Annotated in this window: 26 protein-coding genes and 2 tRNA genes; 15 read left to right on the plus strand and 13 right to left on the minus strand. The window is 35.9% G+C overall.

All coding sequences use genetic code 11. The features are described from left to right. Nucleotide 1 precedes the first annotated feature (1 nt). The 9 genes from N3D17_03525 to N3D17_03565 all read left to right on the plus strand — a co-directional run bounded on the left by N3D17_03525 (nucleotide 2) and on the right by N3D17_03565 (nucleotide 5053). Nucleotides 2-1012, plus strand: a complete 1011-nt coding sequence (locus tag N3D17_03525; GenBank protein MCX8082457.1) for a PhoH family protein — start codon at nucleotides 2-4, stop codon at nucleotides 1010-1012. Next, nucleotides 948-1406, plus strand: a complete 459-nt coding sequence (ybeY, locus tag N3D17_03530) for an rRNA maturation RNase YbeY (GenBank protein ID MCX8082458.1) — start codon at nucleotides 948-950, stop codon at nucleotides 1404-1406. The genes N3D17_03525 and ybeY overlap by 65 nt, the downstream gene beginning before the upstream one ends. After that, nucleotides 1390-2109, plus strand: coding sequence for a diacylglycerol kinase (locus N3D17_03535; protein MCX8082459.1), 720 nt, complete (start codon nucleotides 1390-1392; stop codon nucleotides 2107-2109). The genes ybeY and N3D17_03535 overlap by 17 nt, the downstream gene beginning before the upstream one ends. A 2-nt stretch (nucleotides 2110-2111) precedes the next feature. Then, complete coding sequence (locus N3D17_03540; GenBank protein ID MCX8082460.1) at nucleotides 2112-2717, plus strand: DUF502 domain-containing protein; 606 nt, start codon at nucleotides 2112-2114, stop codon at nucleotides 2715-2717. After that, on the plus strand, nucleotides 2674-3417 hold the full coding sequence (gene recO, locus N3D17_03545; protein ID MCX8082461.1) for a DNA repair protein RecO: 744 nt from the start codon (nucleotides 2674-2676) through the stop codon (nucleotides 3415-3417). The genes N3D17_03540 and recO overlap by 44 nt, the downstream gene beginning before the upstream one ends. After that, entirely contained in the window at nucleotides 3398-4231 is an 834-nt protein-coding gene (locus N3D17_03550; GenBank protein MCX8082462.1) for a fumarate hydratase, read from the plus strand. Before recO ends, N3D17_03550 begins: the two co-directional genes overlap by 20 nt. Then, complete coding sequence (locus N3D17_03555; GenBank protein MCX8082463.1) at nucleotides 4228-4761, plus strand: FumA C-terminus/TtdB family hydratase beta subunit; 534 nt, start codon at nucleotides 4228-4230, stop codon at nucleotides 4759-4761. The genes N3D17_03550 and N3D17_03555 overlap by 4 nt, the downstream gene beginning before the upstream one ends. A 140-nt stretch (nucleotides 4762-4901) precedes the next feature. After that, nucleotides 4902-4975: transfer RNA gene (locus N3D17_03560), tRNA-Arg, on the plus strand. A 2-nt stretch (nucleotides 4976-4977) separates the two neighbouring features. After that, nucleotides 4978-5053, plus strand: a tRNA-Pro gene (locus tag N3D17_03565). On the opposite strand, the gene N3D17_03570 is transcribed toward N3D17_03565, so the two are convergent. The 5 genes from N3D17_03570 to N3D17_03590 form a co-directional block, all read right to left on the minus strand. Further along, complete coding sequence (locus N3D17_03570) at nucleotides 5035-6216, minus strand: amidohydrolase (GenBank protein MCX8082464.1); 1182 nt, start codon at nucleotides 6214-6216, stop codon at nucleotides 5035-5037. The genes N3D17_03565 and N3D17_03570 overlap by 19 nt on opposite strands. A gap of 96 nt (nucleotides 6217-6312) precedes the next feature. Continuing rightward, nucleotides 6313-7584: a serine--tRNA ligase gene (gene serS / locus N3D17_03575; protein MCX8082465.1), complete on the minus strand. Its 1272-nt coding sequence runs from the start codon at nucleotides 7582-7584 to the stop codon at nucleotides 6313-6315. 1 nt (nucleotide 7585) lies between these two features. Further along, nucleotides 7586-7876, minus strand: a complete 291-nt coding sequence (locus N3D17_03580; GenBank protein MCX8082466.1) for a septum formation initiator family protein — start codon at nucleotides 7874-7876, stop codon at nucleotides 7586-7588. A gap of 26 nt (nucleotides 7877-7902) precedes the next feature. Further along, nucleotides 7903-9165 carry a phosphopyruvate hydratase gene (eno, locus tag N3D17_03585; GenBank protein ID MCX8082467.1) on the minus strand — a complete coding sequence of 421 codons (1263 nt, stop codon included), beginning with the start codon at nucleotides 9163-9165 and terminating at the stop codon, nucleotides 7903-7905. 9 nt (nucleotides 9166-9174) lie between these two features. Next, complete coding sequence (locus N3D17_03590; GenBank protein ID MCX8082468.1) at nucleotides 9175-9822, minus strand: HAD family hydrolase; 648 nt, start codon at nucleotides 9820-9822, stop codon at nucleotides 9175-9177. A gap of 103 nt (nucleotides 9823-9925) precedes the next feature. Between N3D17_03590 and N3D17_03595 the strand changes: the two genes are divergently transcribed. Then, a complete protein-coding gene (locus tag N3D17_03595; GenBank protein MCX8082469.1) occupies nucleotides 9926-10345 on the plus strand; it encodes a hypothetical protein in 420 nt (139 codons plus the stop codon). A gap of 103 nt (nucleotides 10346-10448) precedes the next feature. Beyond that, nucleotides 10449-11312, plus strand: coding sequence for a CvpA family protein (locus N3D17_03600; GenBank protein MCX8082470.1), 864 nt, complete (start codon nucleotides 10449-10451; stop codon nucleotides 11310-11312). A gap of 14 nt (nucleotides 11313-11326) precedes the next feature. Here N3D17_03600 and N3D17_03605 read toward each other — a convergent pair whose 3' ends face one another. Next, nucleotides 11327-11863 (minus strand): DJ-1/PfpI family protein, encoded by a 537-nt coding sequence (locus N3D17_03605; GenBank protein ID MCX8082471.1) that lies wholly within the window; start codon nucleotides 11861-11863, stop codon nucleotides 11327-11329. Nucleotides 11864-12052: 189 nt separating this feature from the next. Between N3D17_03605 and thiE the strand changes: the two genes are divergently transcribed. Continuing rightward, on the plus strand, nucleotides 12053-12685 hold the full coding sequence (gene thiE, locus N3D17_03610) for a thiamine phosphate synthase (GenBank protein MCX8082472.1): 633 nt from the start codon (nucleotides 12053-12055) through the stop codon (nucleotides 12683-12685). On the opposite strand, the gene N3D17_03615 is transcribed toward thiE, so the two are convergent. Beyond that, nucleotides 12666-13661 (minus strand): aldo/keto reductase, encoded by a 996-nt coding sequence (locus N3D17_03615; GenBank protein ID MCX8082473.1) that lies wholly within the window; start codon nucleotides 13659-13661, stop codon nucleotides 12666-12668. The genes thiE and N3D17_03615 overlap by 20 nt on opposite strands. Before the next feature lie 7 nt (nucleotides 13662-13668). Beyond that, on the minus strand, nucleotides 13669-14097 hold the full coding sequence (locus N3D17_03620) for an OmpH family outer membrane protein (protein MCX8082474.1): 429 nt from the start codon (nucleotides 14095-14097) through the stop codon (nucleotides 13669-13671). Nucleotides 14098-14326: 229 nt separating this feature from the next. On the opposite strand from N3D17_03620, the gene N3D17_03625 reads away from it, so the two are divergent. Both N3D17_03625 and N3D17_03630 read left to right on the plus strand, forming a co-directional pair. After that, nucleotides 14327-15463: a GntR family transcriptional regulator gene (locus tag N3D17_03625; GenBank protein MCX8082475.1), complete on the plus strand. Its 1137-nt coding sequence runs from the start codon at nucleotides 14327-14329 to the stop codon at nucleotides 15461-15463. 24 nt (nucleotides 15464-15487) lie between these two features. Then, the gene (locus N3D17_03630; protein ID MCX8082476.1) at nucleotides 15488-16831 is read left to right on the plus strand and encodes an alpha-L-fucosidase; all 1344 of its coding nucleotides are present in this window, start codon (nucleotides 15488-15490) and stop codon (nucleotides 16829-16831) included. A gap of 63 nt (nucleotides 16832-16894) precedes the next feature. Here N3D17_03630 and rmuC read toward each other — a convergent pair whose 3' ends face one another. Continuing rightward, the gene (gene rmuC / locus N3D17_03635) at nucleotides 16895-18100 is read right to left on the minus strand and encodes a DNA recombination protein RmuC (protein ID MCX8082477.1); all 1206 of its coding nucleotides are present in this window, start codon (nucleotides 18098-18100) and stop codon (nucleotides 16895-16897) included. A 121-nt stretch (nucleotides 18101-18221) separates the two neighbouring features. Between rmuC and N3D17_03640 the strand changes: the two genes are divergently transcribed. Then, nucleotides 18222-18800 carry a response regulator gene (locus tag N3D17_03640; protein MCX8082478.1) on the plus strand — a complete coding sequence of 193 codons (579 nt, stop codon included), beginning with the start codon at nucleotides 18222-18224 and terminating at the stop codon, nucleotides 18798-18800. 8 nt (nucleotides 18801-18808) lie between these two features. Here N3D17_03640 and purQ read toward each other — a convergent pair whose 3' ends face one another. The 4 genes from purQ to N3D17_03660 are packed head-to-tail and all read right to left on the minus strand — an operon-like array spanning nucleotide 18809 to nucleotide 23333. Beyond that, nucleotides 18809-19579 carry a phosphoribosylformylglycinamidine synthase I gene (gene purQ / locus N3D17_03645; GenBank protein MCX8082479.1) on the minus strand — a complete coding sequence of 257 codons (771 nt, stop codon included), beginning with the start codon at nucleotides 19577-19579 and terminating at the stop codon, nucleotides 18809-18811. Beyond that, nucleotides 19573-21957 (minus strand): phosphoribosylformylglycinamidine synthase subunit PurL, encoded by a 2385-nt coding sequence (gene purL / locus N3D17_03650; protein ID MCX8082480.1) that lies wholly within the window; start codon nucleotides 21955-21957, stop codon nucleotides 19573-19575. The genes purQ and purL overlap by 7 nt, the downstream gene beginning before the upstream one ends. Continuing rightward, nucleotides 21958-22488 carry a phosphoribosylformylglycinamidine synthase subunit PurS gene (locus N3D17_03655; GenBank protein MCX8082481.1) on the minus strand — a complete coding sequence of 177 codons (531 nt, stop codon included), beginning with the start codon at nucleotides 22486-22488 and terminating at the stop codon, nucleotides 21958-21960. After that, a complete protein-coding gene (locus N3D17_03660) occupies nucleotides 22446-23333 on the minus strand; it encodes an amidohydrolase family protein (GenBank protein ID MCX8082482.1) in 888 nt (295 codons plus the stop codon). The genes N3D17_03655 and N3D17_03660 overlap by 43 nt, the downstream gene beginning before the upstream one ends. Nucleotides 23334-23457: the final 124 nt, after the last annotated feature.

The raw sequence follows: 23457 nt of genomic DNA on the forward strand, positions 1-23457 counted from the left end.
AATGTCCCTTTTAAAAGAGGTATATCTCACCAATGAAGAAGCCCAGATTATCTCTGGGATAAGAGATAGTAATCTTGATTATATTGAGGACTTGATGGGTGTAGAGATTTTTGCCAGAGGTAATGTTTTAAAAATAAAGGGGACTGATAAAAACGTTGAAAACACAATAACATTATTGGATGCTCTCAAAAATTTCGTCAAACATAAAAAAAATATAACCCGAAGTGATATACTCAAAATATTGGAAGAACCATCTGAACTACAGGAACATAATTCCACTTTATTAGAAACAAAGGATAAATCATCTGCTATCCTTGTGGATTCAAAGCGAAAAATAATTACTCCGAGAAGTCCTGCACAGAAAAGATATATCCAGACAATAAGAAAATATGACCTCGTAATGGGAATAGGACCTGCTGGTACAGGCAAGACATATCTTGCTGTTGCAGTGGGTATTGAGATGGTAAAACATGGAAAATTCCAGAAGATTGTACTCACCAGACCAGCACTTGAGGCAGGTGAACGACTGGGATTTCTTCCAGGAGACCTTGAAGAAAAGATAAAGCCATATCTTCAGCCCATATATGACTCAATATATGACATTATGCGGTATGAAGAAATTAAACGCTGGACAGAAAGAAGGATACTTGAAGTAGTCCCCCTTGCATATATGAGAGGGAGAACATTAAGTGATTCTTTTATAATACTTGATGAAGCCCAGAACACCACTCTGGAACAAATGAAGATGTTTCTCACCCGTCTCGGTATCAATTCAAAAGCAGTAATTACAGGTGATATTACACAGATAGATACCCCTCTTTCATCTCTTACATCAGGACTGGTAGAAATACAGAAAGTCCTTCATAGAGTTTCAGGTATAAAATTTGTGTACTTTTCGCATAGAGATGTGGTAAGACATTCTCTTGTAAAAAAGATAATAAATGCTTATGAAAGATACGAGAAGAAAAAGAAAAGTGGTATTTTCCCTAAAAAACTGTCAAAGGAAGATTAGAATTAACTGTCCCCAAATAATGACAACGCTTAAAAAAAATAATCTATTTTTCTCTACACCCCCCTCTTATATTAATGTTGTTATTGTAAGTGACAACAAAATTAAGAAACTCAATAAAGAATTTTTACACAAAAATACTACAACAGATGTTTTGAGTTTTAAGGTATCTTATCAAGAAGGAGAGGTAATAATATCCGCTGAGACCGCACAACAGAATGCATTGCAATATGGTTTCCCTGTGGAATATGAGATAATATATTTAATAATTCACGGGTATCTACATCTTAGAAATTACACTGATTATACTGAAAAAGAAAGAACAAAAATGTTAAAGATACAGGACAGGATATTTACAAAAATAATAAGGAATAGAAAATATGAAAGTGAACAATAAAAAACAGGATATAGTGACAAGTTTCAATTCTGCATTAGAAGGTCTATTTTACTCATTTAAAAGAGAAAGAAATATTAAAATTCATACAATCTTTGCTTTTGCTGTAATACTGTTAGGACTTTTCTTTAAACTACCGCTTCCAGAATTTATCCTTCTGCTGGTTGTTATATCAATTGTGTTCATAGCAGAACTTATAAATACAGTTGTAGAAGTTGTTGTGGATGTATTTGTATCAGAGTATCATTATGAAGCAAAAAAAGCCAAAGATATATCTGCCGCAGCAGTTCTTGTATCCGCTGTACTTTCTGTAATTAGTGGCTATCTGATATTTGTAAAACATTTCCCTTCCGGATGGAGAAACATATTTAATAATATAGCAAACTCTTCGTGGCATTTAAGTTTCACTGCACTTATTATTGTAATAACACTTTCTCTCGTTATGAAACTTATTATAGGGAAAAAATATTCAGTTTCAGGCGGGATGCCCAGTATCCATAGTGTCGCATCTTTCAGTATATGGACAGCCATATCATTCTTTACTTTTAATGAATACCCTATTATTTCATTGCTCGTCTTTATTCTCGCATTCTGGGTAGCACAAAGCAGGGTTTTGCGGGGAATACATAAACCATCAGAGGTAATTATCGGTGGAATTATAGGAGTGTTTATTACAACCCTTTTCTTTCAAATATTCTGGAGGTGAAAATGAAATCACTTAAAAAACATTTCATTTCAGGTATTGTTTTTATAATACCCATTTCGCTTTCTCTATGGATATTGTTCAAAATTATAAGTTTTCTTGAAAATGTACTGGGTCCTCTATTCAAAAAATTCTTTCCAAATATATACACTCCGGGGGTTGGTTTTTTTTCTCTCATACTTCTTATTCTGCTTATTGGATTTCTTGCCGATAATTTTTTAGGGAAAAAAATACTCGTATTCTTTGAAAGAGTATTTGAAACAATGCCTGTCCTGAATAGAATTTATCTCTTTATAAAAAGTATAAGCAATAATCTTATTCAGGGAAAATCAACCATATTCAAAGAAGTTATAAAGATATCTTTCCCTAATGGAAGTTATACCATTGGTTTTATTATGGGAAAATCCAGAGAACAGGGAATGGTAAATGTTTTTGTCCCTACCGTACCGAATATAAGTACTGGGTTTTATCTAATTATCCCTGAAACAAACATTGAAAAACTTGACATGTCTGTGGAAGAGGCATTGAAAACAGTTATCTCTATGGGACTTTTCTCATCGGAGGAAAATGGCACCAATAAAAACAGAGGCATTTGTTCTAAAGAAACATAACTTTAGAGAGACAAGTGTAATTCTCTCTCTTTATACAGAAAAGGCAGGAAAAATTAAAGGGGTATTGAAAGGTGTAAGAGTGGAAAAAAGTAAAGTTCCACCATTAACCTTCACACCTGGCGCCTATATCTGCACGACTGTTTATTTAAAAAAGCACTCTGAATTAAACCTGATAAGTAGCCCTTTTCTATTACAATATTACGAAAACATATGTAAGAAAAATCTGTATGTCTGGCACCTTATACTTAACCTCGTAGACCTATTTACTCCTGAAAAAGATGTAGATAAGGAGATGTTTACCCTCCTGAAAGATACAGGTGATGCCTTTAAAGAATCTTCAAATCCCGAAGTGATTTTTATCACATTCAAACTTAAATTTATAAAAATACTCGGATATGGTATAGAACTTTCAAAATGTGTTGTCTGTAGAAAGCAAAATCCTGTGTACCTATTCAGTGGTAAACTCGGTGGACTTATATGTAATGTTTGTAAACACCGAGACCCACAGAGGGTGAATATATCAAAAAAGATTATTCATATAATGCAACAAATGGAAAAAATGGATATGAAAAGATGTTTTGTTATAAAACGTATTCCCTTTGATATATTACAAAAAATAAACTTTTATGCAAACATAACATTGAATTATCACTCAGAGATTGATAAAATATGGTGGACAAATGAGAAAAATATCTTATAAAAAAATAATTGATGGAGTAATTGAACTTGTAATAAATACAAGCAGAAATATACCTGATGAAGTGAAGAGATATATAAAAAAAGCATATCTATCAGAATCAGGTTATGGGAAAAAATATCTTGAAATAATTCTAAAAAATTTCGCTATAGCAGAAAAAGAAAAATTACCGATATGTCAGGATACAGGACTTGCTGTATTCTTTGTAGAGTTAGGTCCGGATATTGTAATTGATACAGGAAGATATAAAACACTTGAAGATATTATAAATGAGGGGTTGCAAACTGGAAGTAAAAAGGGATATCTAAGAAATTCTGTTGTGTCTGCAATAGATAGGAAAAATACAGGGACAAACAGTCCGGGTATTATACATATAATCCCTGCAAGTAAAGGGATTTTCAGAATACATCTACTGTCAAAAGGATTTGGTTCTGAAAATACTTCAAAGATTGCTATGTTAAGCCCCACTGGGGGGAAAGAAATGATAGAGAACTTTATAGTTGAAACGGTAAAACAGGCAGGTTCATTACCCTGTCCACCTCTGTTTGTTGGTGTTGGTATCGGTGGTTCTTTTGAGAAAGCGGCAGTTTTATCAAAGTTAGCACTGTGTAATATAGGAAAGGAGTCAAAACATAGAAGATGGGAAAAGAAAATCCTTTCAATGATAAATATGTTAAATATAGGACCTGCTGGTTTGGGTGGGAAAAACACTGCACTGGATGTAAGGGTAGAGGAAACTCCTACACATATAGCAGGACTGCCTGTTGCTGTAAATATATCCTGCTGGGCACACAGGTATGGATGGATAGAGTTATGAAGAAAATATACTTTCCATTAAAAACAGTAAAAGAAATTGAGGTACTGAAAGTAGGTGAAGAGGTTGAGATATATGGAATTATTTACGTGGCGAGAGATGCCGCACATAAAAAACTCATTTCTGACATTAATAAGCAAGAAACCTTACCCTTTCAATTAAAAAATAATCTTATCTACTATATGGGACCCACACCTGCACCTGAAGGGAAAATCATTGGTTCCTGTGGTCCTACAACAAGTAAGAGAATGGATACTTATACCTCTCTCCTTTTACAGAAAGGACTTAAAGCAACTATTGGTAAAGGTGAAAGGAGTGAAGATATTGTTTCTGCCTGTAAAAAATATAAAGCAGTATATTTCATCACTTATGGTGGTTGTGGAGCATATTTAAGTAAATTTATCAAAAAATCTGAATGTATTGCCTATAAAGAACTTGGACCTGAAGCAATATATAAACTTGAGGTAGAAAAATTTCCTGCTATTGTTGCTATTGATACAGAAGGCAATAGTATTTATAATAAAAGGGTGTAACAATCTCCTCGTTTTAATTTAAAGAATAGGAAACTTTATTCCCCATATAAGGGGAAGGATATTAAGTGGGGGATAATAAAGGTCTCACCCTCACCCTGTCCCTCTCCCCTCAAGGGAGAGGGAAACTAATTTATAATTTTGCGCCCATAGTTCAACTGGATAGAACGTCGGGTTGCGGACCCGAAAGTTGCTGGTTCAAATCCGGCTGGGCGCACACGGGGCGTGGCTCAGCCTGGTTAAGAGCGCTTGGTTCGGGACCAAGAGGTCGGCGGTTCAAATCCGCCCGCCCCGACTATCCTGGCATCCCATTACCAACATAGAAAAGAAAGAGACAGTATAGGGAAGAATTTTTTCATCTATGGAGAAGGTAGGACTATGGTTGGGTCCGTATTTGTCTCCAATTCCAACAAAAAGATACGCAGAAGGAACCCTCTGTGCAAAGAATGCAAAGTCCTCACCACCCATTATAGGATGGAAGTCAACAAGATTCTGGGGTACAATACCTTTTGCTATATCTTTTACTTTCTCCACCATCCCTTCATCATTCACACAGACAGGAGAATAGTTTTTATATAAAATATCTACCTGACATCCATAAGTATTACATACTGAATATGTCTTTTTTTCTATCTCTTCTCTTATCTTATTCTGCACTTCTTCTTTAAGTGTTCTTACAGTCCCTATCAATTCAACTATTTCAGGGATGATGTTAAATGCATCCCCACCTTTAATAGAACAGATAGATACCACTGCATTATCCATAGGATTTATACTTCTGCTTACTATTGTCTGAAGTGCTGTAATAAGATACCCTGCACAAACAACAGGGTCAGCAGTAAGATGGGGAGCAGAACCATGTCCACCCTGCCCTTTTATAGTTATTTTAAAATAGTCGGTACTTGCCATTACAGGTCCTTTCCCTATCCAGATTTTATAAAGTGGAAGTTGAGGGAAAAAATGGAAACCGAGTAGGTAATCAACATTTTTTAAGACACCCTCTTTTATCATCAAGGGGGCTCCACAGGGTGGTCTTTCTTCTGATGGCTGGAAGATAAATTTTACATTTACTTTAAGTTCTTTCTCTATTCTTTTTAAAACACAAGCAATACCGAGCAATGTAGCAGTATGTCCATCATGCCCGCAGGCATGCATAATCCCTTTATTAACAGATGCAAAAGGAAGTTCTGTTTTTTCCTCAACAGGAAGTGCATCCATATCAGCCCGTAAACCAATGGTTATATCTGCACCTCTATCTATATAGCCCACAACACCTGTCTTCGCTTTAACCTCAAAAGGAATTCCTGTCTGTTTAAGAATGTTCTGGATTTTTTCAGATGTTCTGTATTCTTCAAATCCTAGTTCAGGATATTTGTGAAAATATCTGCGCCATTCAATAACTTTCTTTTCTATTCTGTTTGTTTCTGTTTTTATTTTTTTAAGTAATTCTGCTTTCATAAAACCTCTCCCCTTATCTCCTCAAAGAATAAAACATAAGCAGGAGAACTACTTCACTTTTAAAAAAGAGATTAAAACAACTTTCTTCTCTAATTTTTATTTAGGTTTTCTAATTACATCCATACCCATATAGGGTTTCAAAACATCAGGGATAATTACAGAACCATCTGGCTGTTGATAATTTTCAAGTATAGAGATGATAAGACGAGGAAGTGCTACACCTGAACCATTAAGGGTATGGACATAGTCGGTCTTCCCTTTTTTGTCCTTAAATCTTATTCCTGCCCTTCTTGCTTGAAACGCCTCAAAATTAGAACAGGAAGAGACCTCAAGCCACTTTTTTATTCCGGGCGCCCAGAGTTCTATATCATAACACTTACTTGCTGCAAAGCTTAAGTCCCCTGTACACAACATTACAACGCGATAAGGAAGATTTATTGCCTGCAATACCATTTCTGCTTCACCAACAAGTGTTTCAAGTTCATTATAAGATGTATCAGGATGGACAAACTTCACAAGTTCTACTTTGTCAAACTGGTGAAGACGTATCAGTCCTTTTGTATCTTTCCCGTAAGCACCTGCTTCTCTTCTAAAACAGGGAGTATAGGCAGTATAATAAATGGGTAATTCCCCTTCGGGAATAACTTCTTCTCTGTGAAGGTTAGTTACAGGAACTTCAGCAGTAGGTATGAGAAAATAGTCCTCTTCATCCAGATGGTACATATCCTTTTCAAGTTTAGGAAGTTGCCCTGTAGAAAACATACTGCTCCTGTTAACAAGTGCAGGAACCCAGACCTCCTTAAACCCGTCTTTCCTGTGTAAATCAAGCATAAAGTTTATGAGTGCACGGACGAGAACTGCACCATCCCCCTTAAAAACGGGGAAAAAACTTCCTGTAATTTTTGCTCCTCTCGGGAAATCAAGTATATCAAGTTTCTCTCCTATTTCCCAGTGAGGTAAAATTTCAAATGACTTTTTTTCTATCTTTCCCCACTCCCTTACAACTACATTATCAGAAGAGTCCTTCCCTTTAGGGACAGAAGAATGAGGAATATTGGGAATTGATGATACTATACTTTCATAATTATCTTCTATCTCTTTAAGTTTCGTCTCTGCATCCCGTATCTCATCAGAGTATTTTCTTGCCTGTGTTATCATATCCTTAAGGGTATCATCCTTATCTTTTCTTTCTGCAATTTTACCGGTAAGGTCCTTCTGCCACCTTCTTCTTTCTTCAATAAAGGAAATAAGACGCCTTCTTTCATTATCAAGTTGTTCTAACTCTTCCCAGTTAACCCTCATTCCTTTCAATACACATACCTCTTTTAAAAGTTCAAGGTTTTCTCTTACAAACTTTGCAGGATACATATTATTCCCCTTTTTCTGTCTCTGTTTTTATCCTGTAAACATATTCCCCTTTTTTTACATATCCATAGTTTTCCCTTAAAATTTTCTCTGCATAATAAGGGTCATTCTTCATTGCCTCTACTTTTTCCTTCAATTGTTTATTTTCTTCTTGGAGTTTTATTATCTCGTTTTTGTAATAATTTAACTGGCGGGAATATGTAATAAGAACCTTAATCCTCTGGATACTTATCAACAGAAAACAGATACACAGACCACATATCAACCATTTCTTTCTGTTTTTCCTGTTTATCATAATAAGTTAAAACATCTTCACACTTTCTATTTTATATATTTACCGTAATAGTCAGCGGTCTCACCCAGTATATCTTCTATCCTCAATAACTGGTTATACTTACAGAGCCGTTCAGACCTGCTGAGAGAACCACTTTTTATCTGTCCTGAATTTACTCCAACGGCAAGGTCTGCAATAAAAGAGTCCTCTGTTTCACCGCTTCTATGTGATATAACTGTCCGGTAATTATTCCTCTGTGCCATTTCTATTGTTTCCAGTGTCTCTGTAAGTGTGCCTATCTGATTTACCTTTATAAGGATAGCATTGGCAATTCCTTTTTCTATTCCCTTTTTGAATATCCCTGGATTGGTAACAAAAATATCATCTCCTACAATCTGAATCTTTTTACCGAGCACGTCTGTTAAGTTTTTCCATCCATCCCAGTCATTCTCCGCCAGCCCATCTTCTATTGAGAAGATAGGATATTTTTTCACTATCTTTTCATAATATTCTATCAAATAATCAGATGCTACCTTCTTGCCTTCAAAACTATACTTACCATTTTCCCAGAGGGAAGATGCTGCTGTATCAAGTGCAATAGAAATATCTTTTCCCGGTTTATATCCCGCTTCTTCTATTGCCTTTATTATTAACTCTATCGCTTCTTCATTCTTACTTAAGTTAGGAGCAAATCCACCCTCATCTCCTACCGATGTATTGTACCCCTTCCCTTTCAGTGTCTTTTTCAAAACCTGAAATGCCTCTGCTACCATCCTGTAGCCATCACTGAAATTTTTTGCCCCAACAGGTGCTATCATAAATTCCTGTATATCAAGGTTATTATCTGCATGAAGTCCACCATTTATAACATTACAGAGAGGCACAGGCATTAGATTTGCCTTAACACCTCCGAGATAAAAATATAGAGGAACACCTAAAACTTCTGCAGATGCTCTCGCTACTGCTAAACTCACTCCTAAAATAGCATTGGCACCTAACTTTGATTTATTTTCAGTCCCATCCAGCTCTATAAGTGTCCGGTCTATAAGTCGCTGGTCAAAGACACTCATACCTGCAATTTCAGGTGCTATCACCTCATTAACATTTTTTACTGCTTTCTCAACTCCCTTACCGAGAAATTTCTTTCCACCATCCCTTAACTCAAGGGCTTCTCTTTCTCCTGTAGAAGCACCGGAAGGAACTGCTGCCCTACCTACTTCACCACTTTCAACATATACTTCCACTTCTATTGTAGGATTACCTCTTGAATCAACAATCTGTCTTCCATATACATCTACTATCTCCATCATATCCTCCCTTTATAAGTTTGTTATCAGATATTCTTTTAATAAAATAAGATTATCAAATATCATTATATCACTGTATTTTTCAAGTTCCTCTTTTGAAGAAGAACCAGTAGAGACAATATATGTATCAACCCCTGCACTTTTACCTGTCAGATAATCAATATCCATATCCCCTACAAAAAAAGTTTGCTTCTTGTCTATTCCGAGGGTTCCCATTGCTTTAAGTAATATTTCAGGGTCTGGCTTGGGTCTTTCAACATCATCTGCTGTATATATTATATCAAAGTAGTCCTTTATATTCAATTTTTTAAGTACAGGACTGACAGAAAAACTTGCTCTGTTCGTAGCAGCAACTATATATAGATTTTTCTCTTTAAGGTATCTCAATAAATCTTCAGCACCTTCCATAAGATTTACATTACCTTCAAGAAATTGTATATGTTTTTCCCGGTATAAAGATATAAAATCAGCAATATCTTCTTTCCTTACAATTCTTCCAGCGAGGTCTTTATCTCCTCTACCTACAACCTTTTTAGCAATTTCAAGAGAAACAGGAGGATAGTTTAATTTTTTTAGGCAGTAGTTTATTGTATCTCTTATTGATTTATAGGCATCTATCAGCGTTCCATCAAGGTCAAATATAGCGATTTTTTTGTTCATAATGAGAATTAAATTACACTAAACCTTTCTATATGTCAATTGTCTAATATATGAAAAAGAGGAGGAAAATGGTACAGAAAATTTCAAAAGGAGGTGAAAGAAGATGAGAAGAAGTATAGTGATACTAACAGGAATTTTTCTCTTATCTGGATTAACCTTTGGACAGGAAATGAAACAGAACTCACAGGTGAGGGAACGGTTGAGAAATGCTATGGAGATTCGTCGCGAGATGCGCGAGATAGAAAGACAGACAATAGAAAGTGATGCAGAACTCCAAGGAATAATGAATAAGATAAAGGACCTTCACAAACAGTTAAGAGAGAGATTGGACTCAAAATTAGCAAATAATACAGAATACCAGCAACTGAAAAAAGAACTGGAAGGAATAAGAGAAGAGTGGAAGGAAAGATGGAAGAGACAGGAAGGACCTACTCATGGAGGCCCACCACCCGCTAATATACATCAATCAGGTGAAAAAACTATACATCAATCAGGCGAAAAAGGAAAGAAACAAGGCAAGTAAAAACTATTTCTTTCCTTGAAAAGGGATGGAAAGAAAAACCATCCCTTTTCTTTTTTTCTTTTTTGATATATTATATTCCTGTAGTTATTTTTAAGGTATTTTTATGACTGGAATAGATATAATTATTTCAATTCTGCTCTTAAGTGGACTCTTACTTGGCATTGTTAGAGGATTTGTAAGTAGTATCTTTGACCTTATTGGAATTGCTATAGGTATAATACTTGCTTCACAGATATATAGAGCACCTGCAAATCTTTTTGAAAGATTCAATATAAAAGGAAATGCTGTAGACCTTACCTTTTTTCTTCTTTTGTCCCTCATATTAATCGCCACCTGTATGTTCTTCTTAGACCTTATTAGAAAAAGGGTTGAGTATAAACACATCATTGACAGGATACTTGGCGTTGCACCTGGTACTTTAGAAGGAGCTCTTTTTACAGGAATAATTCTTGTAGCAATGAGTGTTTCATTTAATTCTGCTACGGAAGTGCAACAGAGTAAATTGTCAAAATACTTTCTAAAATATCTGCCTCCCATCTATGAAAAAACAGATAAATGGAAGATTAATCTTCCAAAGATGATATATCTACCTTCTAAATATTTTGATGAGTTTAACAGTGAAAACAAAGAGATATATTTCAGAAAAATAAACTTTTCTCAATGGAATGGCATTACCTGTATGGAGTGTGGTGGTAAGGTAAAATTTGATGGATACTTCCTAAGGATAGGTGCTGCAATCGTTCCAAAATTCACCTGTGATGTCTGTGGAAGAATTTCTGATGGATGCCAGACATATGAAGGGTTCCATAGGTTATACAGAAGTTGTCCTGTAGAGATTGCAAAACAGAAGGTTAGGTTTGATTGTGGAAGATGGACAAACCATAAACTTATTTCTCCAAAAGGGCAATGCCCTGTTGATGGGAATAAACTTGATATATGGGAGTGGGAACCACCTCAGTCATATTAAATCCAAAATCCTGATTATTTTTTAGAACCACCAAGAAGTTTTACAATCTCTTTTCCAAATTCCTCTGCTGCATCAGGACCGTTTGCCGTTACTATCTTTCCATCAGAAACTACTGGCTTATCCACACAGATTGCTCCTGCACTCTTCAAACTTTCCAGTTCACTGGGATACACAGTCGCTTTTTTCCCCTTCAATACCCCTGCTCTCGCAAGAATTCCAGGGGCAATACAGATAGCACCAACAACCTTTCCTTTTTCATATGCATCTTTTGCAAGTTGCAGTGCGGTCTTATCAGTAAAGTAATCGGCAGAACCAGGACCACCTACAAATACAACTCCTGCATAATCATTCACATTTACCTCTGCAAGACCAATATCTACATGTACAGTACTTCCGAGTTTTCCTCTGGCAGTACCTTTTTGCATGGAGGCAGTCACTACTTTATAGCCCGCTGATTCAAGAACCTGCTTTGGTTTAAAATACTCTTCATCACGAAATCCATTCTGTGCAATTATTAAGAGGACCATAACTACCCCCTTTATCAATATCATCTACTCTCCTTTTTAAAGTTATATTACCTGATTTCTAAAATAACGTCAAGCACTCATAAGGATAGGACAAGAAACCTCTGAAATATTTACCTAAAGTTGTATGCCTCTTCTTTAAAAGCAGTAAATTTTTTCACTATATATGGAAAAAAAACATTTATTAAAGTAAGATATTATTACAGGAGAAATATAATGAAGATAACAGGACTTTATTTTATAACGGACTCAATCCTTACAAAAAAATCAATAATTGCTGATGTAGAAGCATCAATAAAAGCAGGTACAGAGATAGTTCAATACAGGGAAAAGGATAAACCTGCAAGGGAGATGTTAGAAGAAGCATTTAAGATAAAAAAGATATGTGAAGGGAAAGCCATCTTCTTAGTTAATGACAGAGTAGATATTGCATTAATTGTAGATGCAGATGGGGTCCACCTCGGTCAGGATGATATTCCCTGTGTATATGCAAGAGAAATTTTAGGTAAAGATAAAATTATTGGTATAACTGTCCATAATGTAGAAGAGGCAATAAAAGCAGAAGAAGATGGTGCTAACTATTTAGGTGTATCCCCTATCTTTCTAACAAAGACAAAAAAAGATGCGAGGGCACCATTAGGGGTTGAAGTAATAAAAGAAATAAAAAAAGTGGTTTCTCTCCCTGTGATTGTAGCTGGTGGTATCAATCTGGATAATCTTGCCTCTGTTCTTTCTGCAGGTGCTGATGGTATAGCATCTGTCTCTGCAATAATATCAGGTGGAAATGTAGAAGAAGAGTGTAGAAAGTTTATAAAAGCAATCTCTGAATTCAAAAGTATCTCTCAATAATAACCCTTATCTTCTCTAAATCCTCTCTGGAAAGTATTATATCTCCTGCTTTAACATTTTCTAATACCTGTGCTGGACTTCTTGCCCCGACGAGTGCGTGTGTACAGCCATCTTGATGTAAAACCCAGGCAATAGCAAGTTGTGTAAATGTGATACTATATTTTTCCGTAAACGGTTTTAACTCTGAAAGCATCTTTTGAATCTTAAGGCGGTTTTCTATTGTAAAAAGTGGATGGTCCCTCCTGTGGTCTCCTTCAGGGAAAACTACTTCAGGTGTAACTTTACCTGTAAGCAGTCCTCTGGCAATTGGAGAATAGGCAAGGAATGCGATATTATGTTTTTTACAGTAAGGTAGGTTATCTATTTCTTTTTTTCTGTCAATTATACTGTATCCTTCCTGGTCAGAATCAATCTCCCCCACCCTTCTATATTCATCCATCTGGGATGTTGTTGCATTACTCACACCGATTGCCCTTATCTTTCCTTCCTTTTTCAATTTCATAAGTGTATTCATTGTATCTTCTATAGGAGTTGTTGGGTCTTGCCAGTGTGTCTGATATAAGTCAATACAGTCAGTACCGAGTCGTTTCAAACTCTCTTCTATCTCTTTATTTATAGAAGATGGAGCGAGATACTTAAAGACCTTGACTTCCCCACTATCCCTTCTTATTGTCTTCCCATCAGAATAAAAATGGAAGGTACCATTTTCTTTATCCCATACAAGTCCACATTTTGTAGCGAGGATAATTTTATCACGAATTCCTTTTATTGCCCTACCTACAATCTCTTCTGACCTTCCAAATCCATAGACAGGAGCGGTATCAATAAGATTTATACCATTATCAACAGCAGTTTTTATCGCTTCTATTGCGTCTTTTTCCTCAGCACCACCCCACATCCAGCCACCAATCGCCCAGGCACCAAACCCAACAACTGATGCAGATATTTTAGATTGTCCAATTTCTCTGTATATCATAATAAACTTACTTTTTCTCAAAAGAGGCAAGCAATTCCTCTGTTACATCCTTTCCACCTGCAATGAGAGCATTTTTATCAACCACATATGTATAACCCTTTTTCTTTGCAAACTTCTGCACATCATCCTTCATTTTATTAAATGCCTCTTCCTGAAGGTTCATCGCTAATGTCCTTAATTCCATCTGCATCTGTATCTGCGCATTTTTCTTCTCTTCTTCGTTTTCTATACCTTCTAACTTTTTCTGCATCTCTCCTGCCTGTGCCTGAAATTTCTCCATTGCTTCTTTAAAGGCAGGATGTGCCTCAAACACCTTCCCTGTATCTATTGAAACAATCTTCACATCTGCTGCATAACCCTTTAATGCTAATCCAAGAAAGGAAACACACAAAATTACTACTCCATTTATAAAACCCTTCTTTTCTAATCTAACCATCATCTTCCCCCTTTTTTATTTTATATAGTATCATAGATTTCATATACTTCCAAAAAATAAATTCTTATTCCCTGTTTTTCATATAGGTAATACCAGAAATAAAAAATACTTGACAAAAATAAAAAAACGTATATACTAACTCTTTAAAAATCTTAAAAAAGAGTAGATGGGTAGTATATATTTCACCCTTACCTTAATCCTCTCCCCTTAAAGGAGAAGAAATTAATTAATGAAGAAAAGGAAAGGGAAAGATATGGGGAAGACAAAAAAGACAATAGAGAAGGTGGAAAGAAGTGCAGTTGATAGAGTTAAGGAGAATCTGAAGGCAAGAATTTTAAAGGGTGCGTTCTCCACAGAGATAAGATTCCCTTCTGAAAGGAAATTGGGTAAAGAGTATAGTGTAAGCAGGATTACAATAAGACATGCCATAAGTGAACTTGTTGCAGAAGGATATCTCTTCAGGATTCCTTTTAAAGGAACTTATGTATCAAAAGATATTTCAAAACAGACAATAGAAATTATAGTTAATCCTCCTTTAAATATTTCTTTCTTTGCTGATGTACTGGAAGGATTTGAAAGTGCAGTATCAAAAGATGGGAATAAACTTATACTTAAATGCACAGATGCAAACGCGGATACAGAGAGAAAATACCTTGAGAGGATAAGAGAAGAAAAACTGGATGGGCTTGTAATTATTTCAGGTATACATTCTCTTTCAAATGTTGACTTAATAAAAAAGGTATCTCACATCCTTCCTGTAGTTGTGATTGATAGATATCTGGGAGAGGTGGAAGCGGACTATATTACTTCTGATGATGAAAAAGGTGGCTATCTTGCAACAAAACACATGATTGAACTCGGGTGTAGAAAAATTCTACATCTCGCAGGACCATTACAGCACTCAACTGCAAGGGCACGACTGAATGGATACAGAAAGGCACTTGATGAGTTCAATATTGAGTTTGATGAGGAAATGGTGAGGCACACTGACTGGAATATAGAGAGTGGATACTACGAAGCAAAAAAATTTTTGATGAATAATAGGGTAGATGGTATATTTGCCTCCAATGACGAGATAGCTGTTGGTGCTTTTAAAGCAATAAGAGAACTCGGACTCAGTATCCCATCAGATATATCAATTGTGGGATACGGAAACCTTACGATTGGACGATATCTTGAAATTCCACTGACAACTATTGACCAGAAGCCAGAGAAAATTGGAGCAGAGGCATACAGGATTTTAATGGAGCGGTTAAAAGGAGAAAGGAATAGCCATACATTGAAAAAGGTAGCTATGGATGTGGAACTTATCATCAGGGAAAGTTGTGGTATTCAAAAACAGATAAAGATAAAAGATTTTAGATAACTTTTTTGAAAAAGAGGTGAAATTATGAAAATGCGATGGTGGGATGAGGCAAGGTTTGGTATGTTTATTCACTGGGGACTTTACTCTATTTTAGGTAGAGGAGAATGGGTGATGTATGTAGAGAGAATCCCTGTAGCAGAGTATGCAAAACTCGCAGATAAGTTTAAACCACCTAAAAGTTTTACACCAGAAGTATGGGTAAAGTTAGCAAAAGAGGCAGGAATGAGATATATGGTGTTTACAACCAGGCACCATGATGGATTCTGTTTATTTGATTCAAAAGTAAGTGATTTCACTTCTGTAAAAACAGCAGCAAAGAGGGATTTTGTGGCAGAATACGTGGATGCCTGTAAAAAGTATAATATGAGGATTGGACTTTACTACAGTTTGATTGACTGGAGATTTCCCGGGGCTTTTAACAGAGGGAAATATCCGGTGTGCCAGGTGCCATTTCTATACAGGATTTTCAAATGGAAATCTCCCGGGGCTTTTGACAGAGAAAAATATTCGGAAAGTTTTGAAAAGATGGTAGAACAAGCACACCAGCAGGTAAGAGAACTTATGACAAATTATGGAAGGATTGATTACCTTTTCTATGATGGTGAATGGATACCTGGTGTCCGCTGTAATAGAAGTTATACGAAATCCAACGAATCTCCTGAAATTGCAAAGTTGTGGAGGGCAAAAGAGTTAAATGCTATGGTGAGAAAATTACAACCAGAAATAATGATTAACAACCGTGCTGGTACATCAGAAGATGTGGATACTCCAGAACACCATATTGTCGCTTCTGATAAAAACAGGGCATGGGAAAGTAATACCACTATTGGTGATTGGTGCACATGGGGATATACCAGACACAATCCTAATATGAAACCCACTACACAGTTAATTCAAGACCTCGTTGCCTGTGCAAGTAAAGCAGGAAACTATCTTCTCAATATAGGACCAAAACCTGACGGCAGTGTTAGAGAAGAAGAGGTTGAGCGATTGAAAGCAATAGGAACATGGTTGAATAAAAATGGAGAAGCAATATATGGTTCTGAATATGTTCCTAACTCTGTTACATGTATCTGGGGAAGTAGTAAGGTCGGAATGATAACAGCAAAAGGAAATATAGCATATCTTCATATATTTCGATGGCAGGGAGAAACTATAACATTAACAGGAGTAAAAAATAAGGTATATTCAGCAAGGATACTCGGGATAGATGAAAAAATAAGAGTTTACAGAGATAAATATGATAGAGTTGTAATCACTGGACTTCCTGTAGATCCACCGGATAATTACGGAACTGTTATCGCTTTAGAACTGGATGGAAAACCAGAAGCAGTTGATTATTCAAAGATACCCATTCCAGAATCCTGATTGTTTTCACCCTCACCCATACCCTCTCCCCTCAAGGGAGAGGGATATAAAATGTAGGGTATTCTAACTATCCAATGGTGGAGGTATCTGACTTTTATCTATCTCTTTTTCTGAAAGGGATTCTACACTTTTGAGTTTTGCCTGGATTTGTCTGGTGCGGGTTCCCACCAGTGTCTCTATATCTTTTCCTGCTCCTTCTATCTTTTCCTGTGCCTTTCTCAGTACTTCACCGAATTTTTCAAACTCCTTCTTTACCTCTGCAAGAACTCTCCATACCTCACTGCTTCTCTTCTGGATAGCAAGTGTTCTGAATCCCATATATAAACTATTTAAAAAAGCAGCCAGTGTAGAAGGTCCTGTAATAACTACTCTGTATTCTTTCTGTAACATCTCAAAAAGTCCTGTCTTCCTTACAATCTCTGCATATAACCCTTCAGCAGGAACAAACAATATACCAAAGTCCGTTGTTTCTGGCGGATTGATATACTTATCTCTTATGTCTTTTGCACACTTTTTAAGAGCGTTTTCCATTTCTCTGGAACACTTTTGAATATCTTCCTGATTTCCATTTTCATAGGCGTCTAACAATCTGTAATAGACCTCTATCGGAAATTTTGAATCCACAGGAAGATATACCGGACTATCCCCTCCAGGAAGTTTAATAGCATATTCTACATATTCAGATGAACCCTTCCCTGCTGCAACATTTTTCTCATACTGCTCAGGAGCAAGTATATCTTCAAGTATACTACCCAACTGGATTTCTCCTAATATACCCCTGGATTTAACATTGGAAAGAACCTGTTTAAGGTCACCTACATCTGCTGCCAAATTTTTCATCTCCCCAAGTCCTTCATGTACCTGCTTCAGCCGTTCACTTACAAGATTAAATGATTCACTTAATCGTTTTTCAAGTGTGGAATGTAGTTTCTCATCTACAATAGCACGCATCTCTTCCAGTTTCTTTGAATTTTCTTCCTGTAATGACTGAAGACGTTTCTCAAGTGTCCCTGATATCATCTCACTTAAATTTTTCAATGCATTACTTAACTCTTCTCTCGTATCCCTGAAACTTTTTTGCATCTCCTCCCTGTTATGCATAAATTCTTCTCTTATAAGCGGGTCTATCCTGTTAAGTATATTTTCTATATCCCTGATTTTAAAGGTCATCTCTTCAACCTCTTCTTTTTCTCTCCTATTCTTAGAAAGTATAAATAGTAAGATAATAAGAACCACCAGAGAAACGATTGAAATAATATTATTAACCATTTTGTCCTATCCTCCGTTGTTAACAAATTATCATATATTGGATATTGTGACAATACCCTTTCTCTCAGTATTTTCTCAAAAGTATTGACAGAAAGATATTTGAATATGTATAATTAAGTAGATGAGTGCACTGAAAAATAAAAAGTTCTTTACAACAGGTGATATCGCAGAACTATTCGGCGTAAGTAGAATATCAGCATATAAGTGGGTAAAATCCGGTAAAATAAAAGCATTTAAGATTCCAGGCGGTAGATACAGAATCACTTCAAAATCAATCAATGAATTTATTAAGAAAACTGGATTAGCAGAAAAATTTCCTTATTTAATTGGTAATACCTTAAAGATATTAATAGTTGATGATGAAGAATTAATTGCAAAGTCCATAAAAAACTTTTTAGAAGAGAAATATCATAACTGGCATATTACCATTGCAAACGATGGATTTGAAGCAGGCAGGTTATTAATGAATATTATTCCTGATATTGTTATACTTGACCTTTTCCTGCCGGGTATCAATGGCTTTCAACTCTGTAGAAAGATAAAAAACGATGAAGCCACAAAACACATAAAAATTATTGCTATTACTGGCTATCCTACAGAAGAAAATATTGGTAAAATCAAGGAATGTGGGGCAGATACATTCATTTCAAAACCCTTTGAAATGGAAAAACTGGAAAAGACACTGAAACAACTTTTATGACTACAATTCTAACCTATTGTTTTAACCACATTTCTGAAAAATATAAGTCCATATCCGGCTTCTTCCTTAGTCCTTTTATTCTGCCAGTCAGGATAGTAATACTTTAATATCGCCCTTTCAGGATGTGGCATCATACCAACAATAAGTCCATCTGGAGAGGAAATACCTGCAATATTATTTATAGAACCATTAGGATTAAAAGGATATTCTGCGGGATTACCATCGGCATCGCAGTACCTGAAAATAACCAACCTACCTTTTTCTATCCTTTCAAGCACTGCTTTATTTTTGGGTATAAACTTTCCTTCTGCATGAGCAACAGGAAGTTTTATTACAGGTGGCATATCTTTGAAAAATGGAGACACTGTTTTTTCTATTTTTAAATATACCCATCTGTCTTCAAACCGAGCAGAATCATTCCATCCGAGAGAAACAACCTGCCGCCCCTCCCATGGAAAGATTCCTGATTTTACGAGAACCTGAAAACCATTACATATCCCTATAACTGGTTTCTTATCTTCAATAAATCTTTTTATCTCTTCTCTCAGATTATGCCTTATCTCATTGGCAAGTACCTTACCTGCTGATATATCATCTCCATAAGAAAAACCACCGGGTATTACTAAAATCTGGTAGTTATTCAGTTTTTTACTTCCATCTTTTAGACGATTTATATGAACCCTTTCAGGAATCCCTCCAGCGAGTGCAAAAGCCCATTCGGTTTCTCTGTCACAGTTTGTACCCCCTACCCTTAATATCAGAACCCTCGGTTTTACCATTTCAAACCACCCTTCCAGACCTTTTTTGCTTCTTTTATAGAAAGATTAATCATCTCTTCTTTTTTATAAACAATTCTGAATTCATCTGTTTCTTCCACTCTTCCAATGCAGGAAAAAACAAAACCCTTCATAAGTTTTTCAAACTTATCTCTATATCTTTCTTCTACCTCTACTACAAACCTGCCCTGTGTCTCAGAAAAAAGAAGGACATCAAGTGCTTTATCGGAAGAAGGAACATTTTTAAGATAAATAGTTCCCCCTTTATTTCCACCCATTGCCATTTCTAAAAGGGTTATAATCAAACCACCATCAGAACAGTCATGACAGGAAACTATAATACCAGCACCTACACATCTATGAAGAGTCCTCATCAAAGGTAGTGTTGTTGAAGGGTGAGGTTCAGGAATTTTTCCACCCTTTATTCCATATATCCTGTAATATTCTGATTCCCCTAACTCATTATACGTCTTTCCACAAAGATAAATAAAATTACCTGCTTTCTTAAAAGCGGAAGTAACTGTCTTCCTTATATCTGGAACTATCCCTACTGCTGAAATAAGTAATGTTCCCGGTATGGAGGTTTTTCTACCTGAGAGTTTATCTATAAAAAAGTTATTCAAACTATCTTTACCGGATATGAATGGTAGTTTGTATCTGACCGCAAAGTCATAACAACCTTTTACACATCTTGTCAGAGCACCTAAATTTCTTTCATCATTTACATCACCCCAACAAAAGTTATCAAGAATTGCTACACTTTCAGGATTGGCACCCACTGCCACAAGATTCCTTAACGCCTCTTCTATACAACATCCAGCCATATAGTAAGGGTCTATCATTCCATAAAATGGATTTATACCACAACCTACTGCTATACCTCTCCAGCTATCATAAAGTGGTTTCAAAACAACTGCATCCGAAGGTCCATCCTGATGCATCCCAGTCAATGGTTTTACAATAGTATGCGCCTGAACTTCATGGTCATACTGCGTTATTACTGCCTCACGGGAAGAAATATTATAACTACCCAGCACATTCAAAATACGTTCCTGCCAGTCAAGTATCTTTATCGCTTTTTCAAAACGGATTGCCTTACCTTTATCAATATAGAACTTTGCCTTCAGTTTTCTCGGAGGAAGCCCTCTATGAAGAAACTTCATATCAAGACAGCATACCTGCTGTCCTCTGTAGAAAATCTCTAATTTCCCTGTCTCAATAAACTGTCCTATTACAGTTGCTTCTACATCTTCTTCTGTAAATAATTTTAATAATTTTTTAACATTCTTCTCAGGGACAGCAAGAACCATTCTTTCCTGTGATTCAGATACCCATATCTCCCATGGGGCAAGTCCTTCATATTTTAATGGAACTTTCTCAAGATTAACATAAGCACCAACATCCTTACCCATCTCTCCTATAGCAGAAGAAAGACCTCCTGCCCCGCAATCAGTAATCGCATTATAAAGATTCTCATCCCTCGCTTTAATTAAAACATCCATCATTTTCTTCTCCACTATGGGATTACCTATCTGAACCACACTTGTAGAGATATCTTTGTCCAGTGCGATAGAAGAAAATGTTGCTCCATGTATACCATCCCTGCCTGTCTTTCCACCCACTACTATAATATAATCACCATCACGAACTTTTTTCTTAATTTTATCAAGTGGAATTATACCGAGTGTTCCGCAGTAAACAAGACAGTTATTCTGATACCCCTTATCAAATATAATAGCACCAGAAGCAGTAGGAATACCCATCCTGTTCCCATAATCCCTTACACCACTTACAACACCACGGAAAACCCTGCGTGGATGGAGAACACCTTCAGGAAGTTCTGAATAGGGAACATCCAGATTACCAAAACAGAATACATCAGTATTCAAAATAGGGAAGGCACCTTTACCTGCTCCCAGTATATCTCTTATAACTCCACCTATACCAGTTCCAGCGCCACCATAGGGTTCAAGTGCAGATGGATGGTTATGTGTTTCTACCTTAAAAGCAATTCCGTATTTACTGGTAAACCTTATAATCCCCGCATTATCTTCAAAAACAGAAACGCAGAAATTTCCTTTGACCCTGTCTGTTGCTTTCTTAATTTTTTTTAGAAGCGTTATCTTTTCCTTGCTTTCTTTATTACCACCCTCTGTATATTCAATATCCGCTCTGAAAATTTTATGATAGCAGTGCTCTGACCATGTCTGGGCAATTGTTTCTATTTCACAATCCGTAGGATTTCTTCCGATAGATTTAAAATACTTCTGAATAATTTTCATCTCCTCAAGATTTAGTGAGAGGAGATTCTTCTCGCTTACTTCTATTAAAGTTTTATCATCTACATCTATAATTTTTACTTCTCTGGCATACTCACTCATTTAATTTTCCCCATTAACTAATTCTATTGAATAGTCATGTACAAGACGGTTTGCAAGTACCTTCTCACACATAAGTTCTATCTTCTCTTTTGTTAAACTCCCTTTTATATAATATCTTTTCCCCGTAGATATTTTTAAATCTTTTTTGATACCTGCATCTTTTACCGCAACAGCAACTGTTTCTGCTACAGCATCTGTAACACCTTTTTTATAAAATACATCTACTATAAAATTAAAAGCATCCTTTCTTACAGTATCCCCATACTTTCTAATCTTATATTCCTGTATAACACTATCTACAAGCACATCCTCTGCAATTTTTTTTATCTCTTTTAAAGAAATATCTCCTTCAAAACGATACAGTTCAGCAGTGGTTATACCATCTATCTCTGATATCCCTGTCCCCATAATATTTTTCATAACATCTATCCCGAAGACATCTGGAATATCAGTTTTATTATATATCTCTATAAGGAATATATTCTTTTTCATATTATATTTAAGTTCAATAATCTCACACTGTTTTTCCATTCTATCTTTTCTATAACCTCTTCTTTTAAAACTCCATCTTCTCTCAACTTCCTTATAAAATCTACATTAGGATATACTTTATTTACATCACTTCTGAAACAGGAATCAGTTCCAAAAAGAACTCTATCCTGAAACTCGTTAATAAAATTTACTGTAAATTTCATATCTCTGGTAAGCGCGTTATAACCACTACGTGCAGATATATCAACCCATAAATTTTTATATTTCCTCATCAATCTCACGACTGCACCTTCACCTTTTACATATCCTTCTGGATAAACAAGCCGTTCATTTTTTGAGACATTAGATGATATCTCTGCCCAGAATGTAACACCATGTCCTATAAATACTGTTTCCGGACAACTTTTTAGAGCATTCTCAAGTTTAGGTAATCCGTAGTCATCCCTTAACCCATATCCATATTCACTATCATTCATATCAAAAAGAATCGGAAAACCAAACTCTCCTGCCTGTCTATAAAGATTTATACATCTTACATCATCAAAGTCCATCTTCGGTAGTAATTCCCCAATGCCTTTACACCCTCTACTCTTATATTCTGAAAGTAGATAACGAAAATCTGTAGCAGGACCATTAAGATAACGGGGATCTATCAAGCAGAAAGGTATCAATCTATCAGGATATCTGGCGCATGCTATTATTACATCCTCTGTAGTACATTCTAAATAACCACCTTCAGGAGTTTCACTCAAAGGAAGGATACAGGTAATATCTATACCCCATCTATCCATCTTCTCAATAAGATTTGTTACATCTATAAACTCTTTTCTATTTGGAACTATCCTTCCTATATGCCCATGGATATCTATAATTTTCCCTTTCATTATATTACTCCACAATCTTATTTATTATATCACAACTAAATCATACTTGAATTCCCTTTGATTTTTCCCTCTTCCTTGAGGGGAGAGGGATGCTGATGCGATGGGTAAGGAATACCGTATAGCC

This window comes from bacterium (assembly GCA_026414725.1).
Lineage (GTDB): Bacteria > Ratteibacteria > UBA8468 > B48-G9 > JAFGKM01 > JAAYXZ01.